The organism is Prescottella sp. R16, assembly GCF_030656875.1.
Classification (GTDB): domain Bacteria; phylum Actinomycetota; class Actinomycetes; order Mycobacteriales; family Mycobacteriaceae; genus Prescottella.
Map to the genome: position 1 here is coordinate 3,897,547 of NZ_CP130943.1, position 15,044 is coordinate 3,912,590.

Sequence of the window (15,044 nt, forward strand, 5' to 3'; positions counted from 1 at the left end):
TGCACGCGGCTATTTTTCCGACACCCTCGGTTACAGATAGCCGGGGGAGCATCACACAACGGGGGACACATGAAACTTCGCAGCCTTGCCGTGCGCGCGATCGGCGCCGCAGCCGTCACCACCGCCGCTGTCACCGGCATCGCCGGTACCGCCTCGGCGGCACCGGCGCCGGCACCGATCCTGTACCTGAGCCTCAACGGCCCGACCATGCCCACTCTCGGGCAGAACGACTTCTGCACCGGCATCATCGACACCGCCGTCGAGACCGACCCCACCCGCCCGGGCGTAGCCACCATCGCACTGACGCCGCGCGGAATGCACGGTGTCGGTCCGGGATGGGAGCAGAACCGAACGTGCCGCGTGCAGGTCTCGATCGTGTCCAGCCAGGGACTCTTCGGTCGCGAGGCCCGTGAGGTCGAGATCCTCGCCGGTGAGCAGCCGGGACCGACCGTCCGCACCGAGATCTACCCCGGACCGGGTGTGCAAGCACTCACCGTTGCCGCAAGCTGGGTCAACCCTTGGTTCCAACTCCGCCCGCAGATGTCCGTGCCCTCCCAGGGGTATTACCTCGTCCCCTGACCACCTACCCCATGAGCTGAAGGGACCCTTTGCGCGCTGCGAGCGCACAAAGGGTCCCTTCAGCTGTAAAGAGAAAGGCGACTCAGTCCAGCCCGAGGTCCCCGAGTCCGAGGAGCGAGCGGTACTCGAGTCCTTCGGCGGCGATGACGGCGTCGGCGCCGGTGGCGCGGTCGACGACGGTGGCGACGCCGACGACGGTGGCGCCGGCGTCACGCAGGGCCTTGACCGCGGTGAGCGGCGAGTTGCCGGTAGTGGTGGTGTCCTCGACGACGAGGACGCGTTTGCCGACGATGTCGGGGCCTTCGATCTGGCGCTGCATGCCGTGGGCCTTGGCGGCTTTGCGGACGACGAAGGCGTCGATGGGGCGGCCGGGGGCGTGCATGACGGCCATGGCGACGGGGTCGGCGCCCATGGTGAGGCCACCGACGGCGTCGAAGTCCCAGTCGGCGACGAGGTCGCGGAGCAGGGAACCGATGAGGGGGGCGGCGCGGTGGTGCAGGGTGGCGCGGCGCAGGTCGACGTAGTAGTCGGCTTCCTTGCCGGAGGACAGGGTCACCTTTCCGTGCACTACCGCCAGGTCGCGTACCAGCGTCGCGAGCTCGTCGCGATCGGTCATCTGCCGTTCTCCCATCACCGTGTCGGGCAGTCTTTCGGTCGTGTCGAAGCCTAGCGAGAAAGCCACGTCACAACGTTCCCGGGCCTCAGGCGGCGAGATCGGTGGTGGCTCTGTCGGGTGCGTCGCTGTCGGGAGTGCCGGTGTCGGGGACGGCGAGGAGTGGGGCTTCGAATAGGGGTGCTTCCGCGAGTCCGGACCATTTTCCGAGGAGATTCGTGGGGAAGGTGGCCAGTGCCCGGTTGTGGTTGCGGGCCTGGTCGTTGTAGACGCGGACCGCGCCGGTGAGCCGCTGTTCGGTGAGGTCGAGTTCGTGGGCGGGGCGGACGAACGCCCAGTCGTTGGCGAGCTGCGGGTAGCGTCGGCCGGTCGTGAGGACGGACTGCAGCGCCTCGGTGAGGGCTTTCTCGGCGCCGGCCTGCCGGCTGAGGTCGAGGTTCTCCTCGCGGATGCGCATGGCGAGGGAGCGGGCGCCGGTGACGGGGGCGATGAAGTCGCGGCCGACGATGTCCGCGGCGGCGAGGATCAGGCCGGGGATGTATTCGTAGCGTCGGTCGAGTTCGGTGTGGACGAGACGGAGGGAGGTCTCGACGTTCGACGCGTCACGTCGAAGCCCGCGGACCACCGACATCGTCCACGCAACACCCGCACCGATGAGGACAAGAACAACAAGCGACACGACAACCACAGCAGCGGAATCTACTAAGACGACGCGCTCATAGCCATCCCGTGTGGTTCCGGGCCGGTCAGGTGGCCGATTCGTGCTCGTCGAACGACTCGTGCGCCACCGGACGCCCGGGATCGTGGACTGCGGCGGCGGGAGGCTGCAGGGTGGTGGCCGGCGGCAGGACCCGCAGCATGCCGGACAGTCGGGCGACGGTTTCGATCGCGGCGTCCCAGTCGCGGCCCGAGCTGCCGATCGGCAGCGAGCCGAGGGTCCATTCGCCCTCGCTCCACAGCATCTGCAGCTGCGGCGGCACGGACTCGGTGAACGACACCATGCGCTGGTCGCACACGCGGCGGGCGATCTCGAGGTCGGTCGCGAACACGACGCGGGGGCCGATCGCGCCGAGCAGGTTGAGGTCGGCGTCGCGCGGCGGCGGCGTCGACTTGAGCCGCAGGTCGATGTCGACGTCCGAGCCGATGCTCCGGTGTACCGCGACGATGGTCGCCGATTCCTCGAGGTCGAACAGCACGAACGAGTCGCCGCGCCGGACGCCCCGCACGACGTCGAGCGCGGCGAGGTATTCCTGGTTGGCGAGGGCCGCGCGATGCCACCGCGACGGCAGTTCCTCGTCGGCGGTGACGTACGTGTAGCCCTGCGCCTTCGCCCAGATCTCGCGGACGCGACCGGTCTGGTCGCGTCGCGTGCGATCGACGTAGAGCAGTGCCACAGCACCCACGAGCGCTATCGCTGCCAGTCCGAACCACATAGCCGTCATCAGGCCTCAGCCTAGCCACTCGACGGCCCGATTCGGGTATCCGGTGCCGCGCGTCAGTTCCCGAAGTGGGGAAGCGTGGTCCCGATGATCAGTTTTGCCGTGACCGTCCCGTTCTCGACGGCGTCGCCCTGGACCAGAACGGACTCGCCCGGCTTCAGATCGGCGACGGTCCGGGCCGTCAGCGAGACGAGTGTGGTGTCGTCGGTGGTGTGGACGGTGACCTTCGATCCGCCGAGTCCGTCGAGGGTGAGGGTTCCCCCGTCGTTGGCGGTGATGGTGCCCATCGCGGTTCCGGCCTTGCCGATCAGTTCACCGACACCACCGGGGACGCCCTCGAACGGGGAGGTGGTGTCCGGGGCGGCGGTGGGACCGGGGGTCTCGGTGGTGGGCGGCGGGGCGAGCCGGCCCGTGGTGGGTGCGGCGGCGGTCGGGGTGTCGTCGGAGCCGCCGCCCGTCAGCAGCAGGCCGACGATCAGCCCGAGCGCGAGCAGGACGACGCCGGCACCGACGGCCGCCCACAGCCCCACCTTGCGTCCCGGCTTCGGGTCGGGGGCCGGCTCGAAACCGGGCGGCTGCCCGGTCGGGGGCTGTCCGGGCGGCGGATAGCCACCGGCGCCGTAGTAGGTGGGGTACGCCTGGGTCGGGTCGGGTGGCACAGCCTGCGGGTCGAGCCGCGGATCGTAGATCGGGTAGGCCTGCGTCGGGTTCGGGGCCTGGCTGCCGTACGCCTGATACGGGTCGGGGGTGTGGTACTGCGTCGTCGGCTGGTCGGGCGTGCCGACCGCCCCCATCTCGCGGGTCGCATCGTCCGCCGGGCGCGCCCACTGCACGGTCTCGCCGGGGGTCTGCTCGGCCGGATCGTATGCGCGTTCCTGCGGGGTGCGCGGATCGTCGGGGTTCGTCATGGCGCTGCTCCCATTCCGTCGGCCGTTCCGACCATCTCGATACGACCGGTTCCGGCCGACACCACAGCGTAGAGGCGGAGCCTGAGATCCGTCTGAAGCGTCGGCCGGCTATCCGCTGCGAAACTTCTCCATCTCGCGTCGTTCCCGCTTGGTGGGGCGGCCGGCGCCACGATCACGACGTGGGATCGCCGCGATCGTCTCCGGCGACGGTGGGGGCGGACTGTTGTCCTGGAAGCATTCGACGGCGATCGGCGGGCCCACCCGCTTGGCGATCGGCCGGACCACCACGACGATCCGTTCGACACCGGCGGCCCGCACCCGCACCTCGTCGCCCGGTGCGACCGCGGTGGACGCCTTCGCGGTGGCACCGTTGACGCGGACGTGCCCGGACCGGCACGCCGACGCGGACTGCGATCGTGTCTTGAACAGGCGCACCGCCCACATCCAACTGTCGACGCGCGCGCTCTCGGGGCTCGGAGTGGTCACGCCGACCAGGCTACCGATCGGGACGAACGTCCCCCGGGACGGGAAACGACCCGCTGGGCGGGACGGTCCGGTGCCCGGGTCCTCCGCACCGCCCTAGCGTGAAATTCGACGCCCGAAGGGTGGGACTCCGGGCCGTGTCGGCCCGCGCTCGTGGAAGGACTTTTCTCGTGAACGAACATTTGTCGGTGTCCGAGTCGTACGACGTGGTGGTGGTGGGTGCCGGTATCGCGGGACTGTATGCGGTGCACCGGTTTCGGCAACAGGGTCTGACGGTCCACGCGTTCGAGGCGGCGTCCGGGGTCGGCGGCGTGTGGTACTGGAACCGCTACCCCGGTGCCCGCTGCGATGTGGAGTCCGTCGACTACTCGTACTCCTTCTCCCCCGAACTCGAGCAGGAATGGAACTGGAGCGAGAAGTACGCCACCCAACCGGAGATCCTGAGCTATCTCGAACACGTCGCCGACCGGTTCGACCTGCGCCGCGACATCACCTTCGACACCCGCGTCACCTCCGCGGTCCTCGACGAGGAGACCCTGCGCTGGACGGTGCGCACCGATCGCGGTGACACCGTCTCGGCCCGGTTCTTCGTCACCGCCGCCGGACCGCTGTCGAACGCGAACACCCCGGCCTTCGACGGCCTGGACACGTTCTCCGGCAACATCTTCCACACCGCGCACTGGCCCCACGACGGTGTCGACTTCACCGGGCAGCGGGTCGGGGTGATCGGCACCGGATCCTCCGGTATCCAGTCGATCCCGTTCATCGCCGAACAGGCCGACAAGCTGTTCGTCTTCCAACGGTCCGCGAACTACAGCGTCCCCGCCGGCAACACGGCCCTCGACGACGCCACCCGCGCCGAACAGAAAGCGAACTACGCCGAACGCCGGCGCCTGTCGTGGGAGTCCGGCGGCGGCTCCCCGCACCGCGCCTACCCCAAGAACGCGCTCGAGGCGTCCGAGGACGAACGTCGCGGCGTCTACGAGGAACGGTGGAAGCTCGGCGGCGTCCTGTACTCCAAGGCCTTCCCCGACCAGCTCACCGACCAGGCCGCGAACGACACCGCCCGCACATTCTGGGAGGACAAGGTCCGCGCCGTCATCGACGACCCCGCGGTCGCCGACCTGCTGATCCCCACCGACCACGCGATCGGCGCCAAACGCATCGTCACCGACAGCGGCTACTACGAAACCTACAACCGCGACAACGTCGAACTCGTCGACCTCAAGACCACCCCGATCGTGTCGATCGACGCCACCGGCCTGAACACCACCGCCGCCCACTACGACCTCGACGCGATCGTCCTCGCCACCGGGTTCGACGCCATGACCGGCTCACTCGACAAACTCGAGATCGTCGGCCGCGGCGGACAGACCCTGAAGGACAAGTGGGCCACCGGCCCCGAAACCTACCTCGGACTCGGCATCGACGGCTTCCCCAACTTCTTCAACCTCACCGGCCCCGGCAGCCCCTCGGTGCTGGCGAACATGGTGCTGCACTCCGAACTGCACGTGAACTGGGTCGCCGACGCCATCGCCTACCTCGACGACCGCGGCGCCACCGCCATCGAAGGCACCCCCGACGCCGTCGCCGACTGGGGCGAGGAATGCCGCACCCGCGCCGAAGCCTCACTGCTGAACACCGCGAACTCCTGGTACCTCGGCGCCAACATCCCCGGCCGCCCCCGCGTGTTCATGGCCTTCCTCGGCGGCCTCGCCGTCTACCGCCGAATCATCGGCGAAGTCGCCGAATCCGGCTACAAGGGCTTCGCGATCCTCGAAGGGTAGGTGTTCCGGTCACCCACAGCAGCATGCGAGGAAGGGGCGGAGCGGATCGACATCCGCTCCGCCCCTTCCTGTTCGATCAAGGTCAGCCCTGATCTCCCGGAGCGGAGCCGCTCACTGCGACGCCAGTGCCGTTTGCAGTACCGCGTCCTCGTCATGGTTCGATTCCCCACCGAGCTCCACACGAACGGAGTGAACGACGCCGTCGATCCGATCGTCGCGGTCGTAGTCACCCGACAACGGGACTCCGTGGCCCCGCCCGATCGTGAACAATCCCGTGCCGCCGATGTAGAACGCGGTGGACGACTCCAGGCGCCCGCTGCCCATCTCGACGCCGTCGACGGACAATCGGACGTCGGCACCCTTCCCGAGGCCTCCTCCGTCGTAGTCGAAGCGCATGGCGATCTCGTGCGGGCCGGCGGGAACCGGCAGCATGCTGTCGACCTTCCATACCTGCAGATCCGCGATGCTGTGGCAGTAGACGAGCCGCCCCCGGTGGAGGTACAGACTCCACCCGCCGTCCGGCCGTGCCCCCTGGGCGACGAGAACGCCGGTGCTGTCGGCGGACGCGAGCGTGACCCGTACCGAGATCGTGTGCGACCGGTTGAGGACCTTGATCGCGGCATCGGGCAGCAGCGGGGGCATCGAGCCCGGATACTCGACGACCTCGGCCGAGTTCCGGTCGGGCAGCCCTTCACGCATTCGCTGCATCCGGTTGTTGTCCAGCAGAACCTGATTCGCCCCGGCAACCGAATCGAAGAGAGCCTTCAGTTCCGCGAGCTTCTCGGGATGCGACGCCGCGACGTCGTTCGCCTGCGTCCAGTCGCTGTTCGTGTCGTACAGCTCCCACACGTCGTCCTCGAACGGCCGGTCCGCCGATGCGGCCTGCATGGGGATGCGGTGCGGGGTGCAGGCGACCCATCCGTTGTCGTAGATTCCGCGGTTCCCGAACACCTCGAAGTACTGGGTGGTGCGGCGGTCCGGGGCGGCCGCATCGTCGAAGCTGTACAGCATCGAGACACCGTCCATCGGCTGCTGCTCCACGCCGTTCACGACACGGGGTGGAGCAATCCCCGCCGCCTCCAGAACGGTCGGCGCGATGTCGGACACGAAGTGCCAGTGACTGCGTATTTCACCGGTGGACTCGATGCCCTCGGGCCAGTGCACGATCAGCGGATTGCGCGTACCGCCGTAGTGCGACGCCACCTGCTTCACCCACTGGTACGGCGTGTCCATCGCGAGTGCCCAGCCGAAGGGGTACTGCGGGGCGGTCGTCGGTCCGCCGAGTTCGTCGGCACGCTCGAGGATCCGAGCGGCACTGTCCCGCATGCCGTTGAAGAGAATCCCCTCGTTGGCCGTGCCGGTGATACCGCCTTCCGCCGAAGCTCCGTTGTCCCCGAGCATGTAGAAGACGAGGGTGTTGTCGAGGATGTCCATCTCTGAGAGCGCCTCGACGATGCGACCGACCTGGGCATCGGTGTGCTCGGCGAACCCGGCATAGAGTTCCATCAGCAGGGCCGCCGCCCGCCGCTCGTCCTCCCCCAGGGTGTCCCACTCGGGGACCAGGTCGAGCCACGGTGTCATCTCTCCGTCCTCGGGCACGACGCCCAAGTCCTTCTGCTGCTCGAGCGTAATCTCCCGCTGCCGGTTCCACCCGTGGTCGAATCGACCGGAATACTTGTCCCGCCACTGTTTCGGCACCTGTAGGGGCGAATGCGTGGCCCCTAGCGCGAGGTAGGCGAAGAACGGCTTGTCCGGCGCCACCGCCTGCCCACACTCGATCCACTCCACCAGCCGGTCGGCGAGATCTTCCGACAGGTGGTAGCCGTCCTCCGGCGTGGACGGGCAGTCGACCGGTGTCACCCCGTCGTAGAGCGCGGGGTAGTACTGGTCCGTCGACCCACCGAGGAATCCGTAGAACCGCTCGAAGCCCTCGCCGGTCGGCCAGCGGTCGAAGGGGCCGGCCGGACCGGTTTCCGCGCCCGGCGCCTGATGCCACTTGCCGAACGCCGCGGTGCTGTATCCGTGGTCCTTCAGGATCGCCGCGACCGTTGCCGCGCTCTCCGGACGAATGCAGTTGTACCCGGGGTCCGAACTGACGAAGTTGGTGACCGTACCGAATCCCACCGCGTGCGGGTTTCTGCCCGTCATGAGGGACGCACGGGTCGGCGAACACAATGCGGTCGTATGAAACCTGTTGAACCGAAGGCCTCCTGCGGCCAGTCGTTCCGCGGTCGGCATCTCGATCGGCCCGCCGAACGGCGACGGCGCACCGAAGCCCATGTCGTCGACGAGCACCACCAGCACATTGGGTGCCCCGGCGCGCTTCCGACCGTGACCTGACGACTCCGACATTGCATCTCCCTCCACTACATCAACTTCCGGACCGGTTACCCGTAGGTCGACCACCGGTCCGGGAAACGACGAGCCACCCGTGCCGAGCTTTGACCGGGCACGCCACCGAAATCCGGTGTACACAAGTGTGTACATCGTAGGTATGCCGCACCTGTTGTCAAGGGCAGAAAGCGATTACGCGCGGAGGGCTGGCTACGCTGGAGGTCATGCCGCGATCCTCAGATACGAGTCGTCCGTCGGGCCCGGACGAGGCCCGGGCCGCAATCCTCCGGGCGGCCGCTGCTCGACTGGCACGCCACGGGTCCGGCGCCGCGCTCCGCGACATCGCAGAGGACGCCGGCGTCAACCTCGGCCTGATTCACCGCTACGTCGGACGGAAGGACGACCTCATCCGAGCCGTCCTGAACGATCGCACGGCGGTCACGGCGGCAGCCAGTTCTGCACCGGATGCCGCAGAAGCCGTTCGGCGGATCTACGAGAGCGGCGCCGACAACGAGACCTACGTCCGCATCGTCGCCTGGTTGCTACTGGAGGACGGGAGCGACGAACTCCTTCCCGACACGTTTCCGACCCTGGACGCCATCCGGAGCCGGATCGATCGTGATTCGCCGCAGGAACTCGGGCTCATCGCAGCCCTCGTCATGCTGTACGGATGGACGATCTTCGGCGAACGCATCCTCGAGAGCTTCGGCCGGTCGGAAGCCGAGAAAGACGACGTCTACCGGAATCTCACCGAGCTCGCCGCCGGACTCGTCGAGCGGTAGCCCCGGCACGGGCTACCCGCCGAGTATGCGGCCCCGAGACCGTGTGTCACCGACGGCTACCATCGGACCCCACACGATTCGGGTCCGACGGGGAGGTGACGGCGGTGACCGGCGCATCCGGCGACAGCGGTCTGCGGCTGAGTGACGACGAGCGCCTGCACGCACTGACCGCGATCGGCGAGCACTACGCGGCAGGACGATTGGACGTCGACGAGTTCTACGAGCGCACCGGCAGCATCGCGGCTGCACGCACGCTCGACGGCGTGCAGCCGTCGTTCCGGGATCTGCCCGGTGGCGTACCCCTGCGCGCGGACAGCGGCGCCATCGTCAAGGTGCCGTTCACCGCCAGCGGTACGGCCGACGCTGCCGTACCGGCACCGCCGCAGAGCACGGAGACCGAACTCGCGTCACTGCTGCGGCGCGGCAAGTGGATCGAATCGCTCGACTGGCTCGTACTCGGACTCACCCTGGTGGCGTTCCTGATCCTGAACAACGTCGTCGACTGGGACTACGCGTGGGTGGTGTGGCCCAGCCTGATCGTCACGCTCGGCCTACCGCGGATGATCCTGGGGTTCAGCGACTCGGACGAGGAACTCTACGACGAGCTCAAGGAATCCGAGGACGAGTCGCGCAGGAAGCGGTTGCGCGAGGCCGCGGAGCGAATCAAGGAACTCGAGGCCTGACGGCCCGTGCACCTTTCGGTAGCTGCAACTACCGAAAGGCGCACGGGCGCGCAGCGCCTAACCCAGCACCAGGTGATCGCCGTCCTCGGAGATGGTCACCGGGACGGTGTCACCGTCGCGGACGGTGCCGGCGAGCAGCAGCTTGGCGAGCTGGTCGCCGATCGCCTGCTGGATGAGCCGGCGCAGCGGACGCGCGCCGTAGAGCGGGTCGTAGCCGCGGACGGCGAGCCAGAACCGCGCCGAATCCGACACCTCCAGGGTGAGGCGTCGAGCTCGGAGCCGCTTGCCCAGCTGGTCGAGTTGGATGTCGACGATCGACTCGAGCTGTTCCTCGGACAGTGGATCGAAGACGACGACGTCGTCGAGCCGGTTGACGAACTCCGGTTTGAACGCCGTCCGTACCGCCGCCATCACCTGGTCGCGGTCACCGCCCGCCCCCAGGTTGGAGGTGAGGATCAAGATGGTGTTGCGGAAGTCGACGGTGCGGCCCTGTCCGTCGGTGAGGCGTCCGTCGTCGAGGACCTGCAGCAGGATGTCGAACACGTCCGGGTGCGCCTTCTCGACCTCGTCGAACAGCACGACGCTGTACGGGCGCCTGCGGACGGCTTCGGTGAGCTGTCCGCCGGACTCGTAGCCGACGTAGCCGGGGGGTGCACCGACGAGCCGCGCCACCGAGTGCTTCTCGCTGTACTCGGACATGTCGATGCGCACCATGGCTCGTTCGTCGTCGAACAGGAAGTCCGCCAACGCTTTCGCGAGTTCGGTCTTGCCGACGCCGGTGGGGCCGAGGAACAGGAACGATCCGGTGGGCCGGTTGGGGTCGGCGACACCGGCCCGGGCACGGCGTACCGCGTCCGAAACGGCTTGCACTGCTTCGGATTGTCCGACGACACGCTTGCCGAGTTCGGTTTCCATGCGCAGCAGTTTGGCGGTCTCGCCTTCCATCATGCGGCCGGCGGGGATGCCGGTCCAGGCGGCGACGACGTCGGCAACGTCGTCGGGGCCGACCTCTTCCTTGAGCATGACGGCGCCGTCGGACGCACCCTGGGACGTCGCAGCCGCTGCCGCGAGCTGCTTCTCCAGTTCGGGGATGCGGCCGTAGCGCAGTTCGGCGACCTTGCCGAGGTCACCGTCGCGTTCGGCGCGTTCCTCTTCGCCGCGCAGCGTCTCGAGCTGTTCCTTGACGCCGCGCACCGAGTCGATGGCGTTCTTCTCGTTCTGCCACCGGGCGGTGAGCTGGCTGAGCTTCTCGCGTTCGTCGGCGAGTTCTTCACGGAGCTTGACCAGACGATCCTTCGAGGCGGCGTCGGTTTCCTTCTCCAGGGCCATCTCCTCGATCTCGAGGCGACGGACGATGCGCTCGACGGAGTCGATCTCCTCGGGTCGCGAATCGATCTCCATGCGCAGCCGGGACGCAGCCTCGTCGACGAGATCGATGGCCTTGTCCGGCAGGAACCGGGACGTGATGTAGCGATCCGACAGGGTTGCTGCCGCAACGAGAGCGGAGTCGGTGATGCGCACACCGTGGTGCACCTCGTAGCGTTCCTTGAGGCCGCGGAGGATGCCGACGGTGTCCTCGACGGACGGTTCCCCGACGAGAACCTGCTGGAAGCGACGTTCGAGCGCGGCGTCCTTCTCGATGTACTGGCGGTACTCCTCGAGCGTGGTGGCACCGACGAGCCGCAGTTCGCCGCGGGCCAGCATCGGCTTGATCATGTTGCCGGCGTCCATCGCCGACTCGCCGGTGGCACCGGCGCCGACGATGGTGTGCAGTTCGTCGATGAACGTGATGACCTGTCCGGCCGAGTTCTTGATGTCGTCGAGGACGGCCTTGAGTCGTTCCTCGAACTCGCCGCGGTACTTCGCACCGGCGACCATCGAACCGAGGTCGAGGGAGATGACGGACTTGCCGCGCAACGACTCCGGGACGTCGCCGGCGACGATGCGCTGCGCGAGCCCCTCGACGATCGCGGTCTTGCCGACGCCGGGTTCACCGATGAGGACCGGGTTGTTCTTGGTGCGCCGGGACAGCACCTGCACGACGCGACGGATCTCGGTGTCGCGTCCGATGACCGGGTCGAGCTTGCCTTCGCGGGCGCGGGCGGTGAGGTCGGTGGAGTACTTTTCGAGCGCCTGGTAGCTGCCCTCCGGGTCGGGGCTGGTGACGCGGGCGCTGCCACGAACCGCGGTGAACGCGTCCCGCAGTGCCGCTGGGGTGGCGCCGTGCCCGGTGAGAAGGTGCGCGACGTCGGAGTCCCCGTCGGCGAGGCCGACGACGACGTGTTCGGTGGAGACGTATTCGTCGTCGAGTTCGGTGGCGAGGTGCTGGGCGGCGGTGATCGCGGCGATCGCCTCCCGGCCGAGCTGCGGCTGGGTGGTGGCGCCGGTGGCCTGCGGGAGCCGGTCGACGAGTTGCTGGGCCTCGCGGCGGACGACCGTCGGATCGACGCCGACGGCCTTGAGGAGCGGTGCGGCGATGCCGTCGGTCTGGTCGAGCAGTGCGACCAGCAGGTGGGCGGGGCGGATGTCGGGGTTGCCGGCCGCGGACGCGGACTGCAGTGCGGCCGTCAGCGCGGCCTGGGTCTTGGTGGTGGGAGAGAACGAGTCCACGGGTCACCTTCCTCGAGACGACGAACAAGATCATTGTGCCTGGGTGCAGGGTGTCACCCGGCTTGTCGTAGTGCTCAACGAACAAAAGGTTGAGTCTGTTCCGCTCAACTCGAGCGAGTTTGCGGAGATTTGTCCCACGGTCGGCGCGGGCACGGTTCACGCACTTCCCACGACGGTGCACACTTGTTATGGCACCGATACTCAACAGTGCGGTTCGGAGTGCCGGGAACAGTCGAGGGAGGACACCGTGGACGCAGCCGAGGTCGGGCTCATCCGCACACATTTCGCTGCCGTCACGGCATCCCCCGAACATCGCGAGCACTTCGCCCGCACGTTCTACACCCAGTTCTTCGGACGACTGCCGCTGACGCGGTCCCTGTTCCCCGCGGGCATGGACGGCCAGCGCACCAAACTGGTCGCGGCACTCGAATATCTCGTGCGGGGCCTCGACGACGTCGACCGCATGCTGCCGTTCCTCGCACAGCTGGGACGCGACCACCGCAAGTACGGCGTCGACCGCGAACACTATGCGGTGTTCGGCAACGCACTGCTCGACTCGGTCCGCGAGACGTGCGGCGACGCGGACTGGACGCCGGCGGCCGACGCCGCGTGGCGGGAACTGATCGCACTGCTGACCACCACGATGTCCGACGCCGCCGACGCCGACGACTGCCCGGCACTGTGGGAGGCGACCGTCGTCAGCCACGAGCGGGTGCTGCGCGACCTCGCCGTCGTCCGGCTCGAATGCGACTCCCCCATCCCGTACGCGCCGGGCCAGTACGTGAGCGTGCAGATCCCGCAGCGCCCCCAGATGTGGCGATACCTGTCACCGGCGATTCCGTCGAACCCGTTCGGCCAGATCGAATTCCATGTCCGGCGCGTGTCCGGCGGCTGGGTCAGCCCCGCCATGGTGGGCGAGACCGCGGTCGGGGACCGCTGGCAGATCAGCTCCCCCCTCGGCGGCCTGCACGTCGACCTCGACAGCGACAAGGACGTCCTCATGATCGCCGGCGGCACCGGCCTGGCACCGCTGCGCGCCCAGGTGATGGACATGGCGCACCGCGGCATCAACCCGCGCGTCCACCTGTTCGTCAGCGGCGCCTACCCGTGCGACCTGTACGACATCGAAACCCTGTGGCACCTGTCGCTGAGCAACCCGTGGCTCACCATCGTCCCCGTCACCGAGGAAGACGAAAATCCTTGGTGGCACCCGTATCCCGTACCCGAAGCCCCACACGGACTGCACCAACGGCTACGCGGCCCCATCGGCAGCGTCGTCAGCAGCTTCGGCACCTGGGCCGACCGCCAGATCCAGATCTGCGGCTCCCCCGCCATGGTCAAGACCACCACCTACGCCCTCCAGCGGGCCGGGACACCGCTCGACGCCATCTCCTACGATCCGCTGCGCTGAGCAGCTTTCCCGGAAGGAGACGAGAGTGGACGGCATGCGCCCGATTCCCGGTTCCCCCGAGCCCGGTGACCGCCCCTGGCTCGTCGCTCTCTCGTTCGCCGCGGTCGTGGCCGGGGCGATGCTGTTGACCCTCGCCCCGCCTTCGCCGGCCACGGCTGTCGCCGGGGTGGCGATGACGGTCGGCGGGGCGGGATTGGCTGCGGCCGGAACGGCACGGGTCCTGCGCGAGAACCAGGGGCGGCGGGTGCCGTGGTGGGGCGGCCCGCCGGTCCGCCCGCGCCGGTGGGATCTGCTGATGGGCACCGGCGCCCCGATGGCCTTCTACGGTCCGGTCGTCACGGCTCGCAGCGTCGATGCCCTACCGGGCTGGACTCCACTCGCTGTCTCCGCGGTACTCGTCGCCGCACTGTTCACGGCCCAGGCCCTGCACAATCGACGCGTCCCTGCGGCCTGACCCCCTTCGGTGCGCACATCTCCCGCAGACCCGGACAATAGTGATCATGCAGCAGGAGTCTTGGACCGCGACCGTCGTCGAACATCATCGTCTTCGTGAGGATGTGGCGGTGGTGCGGTTGATCGGTGATGCGGTGCCGTTCCGGGCCGGGCAGTACGTCGACGTGACCGTTCCGCAGTTTCCACGGTTACCGCGTCGGCTGTCTCCGTCGTTGCCGCCGTCGCGGGACGGGAAGCTGGAGTTCCATGTGCGGTCCGTGCCGGGCGGGTGGGTCAGTGGCGCGATCGTGGCCGAGACGGCGCCCGGTGACGTGTGGACGGTGTCGGCGCCGCGCGGTGAGATGCGCGTCGACGAGGACGGTCCGGCCGTCGTGATGGTCGCGGGGGGAACGGGTCTGGCGCCGATGCGGTCGCTGATCCTGGATCTGACACTGGTGGAGAATCCACCGCCGGTATATCTGTTCGTCGGCGGACGGACGGCACGCGACCTGTACGCGTCGGACCTGCTGTGGCTGTTGACGCAGCAGTTGCCGTGGCTCACCACGGTTCCCGTCGTCGAATCCATCGGCGACGACGGCGCCCCCGACGAGTGGTACGACCGCATCGTCGAGCAGGTGGGGCCGGTGAACTTCCACGAGGACGATCTGCTCGAGGGCACTCTCGCCGACGTCGTCGCCGACCACGGCCCGTTCACCGACCATCAGGTGCTGGTGTGCGGTTCGCCGGGCATGGTGGCCGCCACCCGGGACCGACTGGTTGCGGGCGGGACACCCGCGGAGGCGCTCCTGTCCGATCCGATCCACTAGCAGGTTCACGGCGGGCGAGGTGGGCGAATCACACGAAATCGCTGCGGGGCTGGACGGGCGTCCATATAGTTCCCGGGGACGTGCTTCGGGGACACGACACGGGGAGATGCAGTGTCGTGTGCGTCCGACCGGCTACCGCAGCCGACGCCTATCGAC

14 protein-coding genes are annotated in these 15,044 nt (G+C 68.3%); 7 read left to right on the top strand and 7 right to left on the bottom strand.

All coding sequences use genetic code 11. The features are described 5' to 3' along the window. Positions 1-69 precede the first annotated feature (69 nt). On the top strand, positions 70-579 hold the full coding sequence (locus tag Q5696_RS18370; protein WP_305092684.1) for a hypothetical protein: 510 nt from the start codon (positions 70-72) through the stop codon (positions 577-579). Positions 580-661: 82 nt separating this feature from the next. Here the strand turns inward: Q5696_RS18370 and pyrE are convergent, their stop codons facing one another. The 5 genes from pyrE to hslR all read right to left on the bottom strand — a co-directional run bounded on the left by pyrE (position 662) and on the right by hslR (position 4,025). After that, positions 662-1,195, bottom strand: a complete 534-nt coding sequence (gene pyrE / locus Q5696_RS18375) for an orotate phosphoribosyltransferase (RefSeq protein WP_305092685.1) — start codon at positions 1,193-1,195, stop codon at positions 662-664. Between the two features lie 85 nt (positions 1,196-1,280). Beyond that, positions 1,281-1,871 (bottom strand): LemA family protein, encoded by a 591-nt coding sequence (locus tag Q5696_RS18380; RefSeq protein WP_305092686.1) that lies wholly within the window; start codon positions 1,869-1,871, stop codon positions 1,281-1,283. Positions 1,872-1,938: 67 nt separating this feature from the next. Continuing rightward, entirely contained in the window at positions 1,939-2,634 is a 696-nt protein-coding gene (locus Q5696_RS18385) for a TtfA family protein (RefSeq protein WP_305092687.1), read from the bottom strand. Positions 2,635-2,687: 53 nt separating this feature from the next. After that, entirely contained in the window at positions 2,688-3,539 is an 852-nt protein-coding gene (locus tag Q5696_RS18390; RefSeq protein WP_305092688.1) for a DUF5666 domain-containing protein, read from the bottom strand. 108 nt (positions 3,540-3,647) lie between these two features. Continuing rightward, complete coding sequence (gene hslR, locus Q5696_RS18395; protein WP_305092689.1) at positions 3,648-4,025, bottom strand: Hsp15 family ribosome-associated heat shock protein; 378 nt, start codon at positions 4,023-4,025, stop codon at positions 3,648-3,650. Between the two features lie 167 nt (positions 4,026-4,192). Between hslR and Q5696_RS18400 the strand changes: the two genes are divergently transcribed. Further along, positions 4,193-5,809 carry a flavin-containing monooxygenase gene (locus tag Q5696_RS18400; protein WP_305092690.1) on the top strand — a complete coding sequence of 539 codons (1,617 nt, stop codon included), beginning with the start codon at positions 4,193-4,195 and terminating at the stop codon, positions 5,807-5,809. Between the two features lie 111 nt (positions 5,810-5,920). Here Q5696_RS18400 and Q5696_RS18405 read toward each other — a convergent pair whose 3' ends face one another. Next, positions 5,921-8,284, bottom strand: a complete 2,364-nt coding sequence (locus Q5696_RS18405; RefSeq protein ID WP_305092691.1) for an arylsulfatase — start codon at positions 8,282-8,284, stop codon at positions 5,921-5,923. 83 nt (positions 8,285-8,367) lie between these two features. Between Q5696_RS18405 and Q5696_RS18410 the strand changes: the two genes are divergently transcribed. Together Q5696_RS18410 and Q5696_RS18415 are read left to right on the top strand one after the other, a co-directional pair. Beyond that, positions 8,368-8,925, top strand: a complete 558-nt coding sequence (locus Q5696_RS18410; RefSeq protein ID WP_305092692.1) for a TetR family transcriptional regulator — start codon at positions 8,368-8,370, stop codon at positions 8,923-8,925. A gap of 104 nt (positions 8,926-9,029) precedes the next feature. Continuing rightward, positions 9,030-9,608 (top strand): DUF1707 SHOCT-like domain-containing protein, encoded by a 579-nt coding sequence (locus Q5696_RS18415; protein ID WP_305092693.1) that lies wholly within the window; start codon positions 9,030-9,032, stop codon positions 9,606-9,608. A 57-nt stretch (positions 9,609-9,665) separates the two neighbouring features. On the opposite strand, the gene clpB is transcribed toward Q5696_RS18415, so the two are convergent. Continuing rightward, the gene (gene clpB / locus Q5696_RS18420) at positions 9,666-12,218 is read right to left on the bottom strand and encodes an ATP-dependent chaperone ClpB (protein ID WP_305092694.1); all 2,553 of its coding nucleotides are present in this window, start codon (positions 12,216-12,218) and stop codon (positions 9,666-9,668) included. A 247-nt stretch (positions 12,219-12,465) separates the two neighbouring features. Between clpB and Q5696_RS18425 the strand changes: the two genes are divergently transcribed. From Q5696_RS18425 to Q5696_RS18435, 3 genes are read left to right on the top strand one after another with little or no spacing between them, the layout of a single operon-like run. Next, complete coding sequence (locus Q5696_RS18425; RefSeq protein ID WP_305092695.1) at positions 12,466-13,629, top strand: globin domain-containing protein; 1,164 nt, start codon at positions 12,466-12,468, stop codon at positions 13,627-13,629. A gap of 25 nt (positions 13,630-13,654) precedes the next feature. Next, on the top strand, positions 13,655-14,083 hold the full coding sequence (locus Q5696_RS18430; RefSeq protein ID WP_305092696.1) for a hypothetical protein: 429 nt from the start codon (positions 13,655-13,657) through the stop codon (positions 14,081-14,083). A gap of 46 nt (positions 14,084-14,129) precedes the next feature. After that, positions 14,130-14,888 carry an FAD-binding oxidoreductase gene (locus tag Q5696_RS18435; RefSeq protein WP_305092697.1) on the top strand — a complete coding sequence of 253 codons (759 nt, stop codon included), beginning with the start codon at positions 14,130-14,132 and terminating at the stop codon, positions 14,886-14,888. Positions 14,889-15,044 lie beyond the last annotated feature (156 nt).

Excerpts from the sequence above, each read along its gene's own strand:
- Q5696_RS18370 (WP_305092684.1), top strand. The coding sequence starts at position 70 with ATGAAACTTCGCAGCCTTGCCGTGCGCGCGATCGGCGCCGCAGCCGTC.
- pyrE (WP_305092685.1), bottom strand. The coding sequence starts at position 1,195 with ATGACCGATCGCGACGAGCTCGCGACGCTGGTACGCGACCTGGCGGTA.
- Q5696_RS18385 (WP_305092687.1), bottom strand. The coding sequence starts at position 2,634 with ATGACGGCTATGTGGTTCGGACTGGCAGCGATAGCGCTCGTGGGTGCT.
- Q5696_RS18390 (WP_305092688.1), bottom strand. The coding sequence starts at position 3,539 with ATGACGAACCCCGACGATCCGCGCACCCCGCAGGAACGCGCATACGAT.
- Q5696_RS18410 (WP_305092692.1), top strand. The coding sequence starts at position 8,368 with ATGCCGCGATCCTCAGATACGAGTCGTCCGTCGGGCCCGGACGAGGCC.
- Q5696_RS18435 (WP_305092697.1), top strand. The coding sequence starts at position 14,130 with ATGCAGCAGGAGTCTTGGACCGCGACCGTCGTCGAACATCATCGTCTT.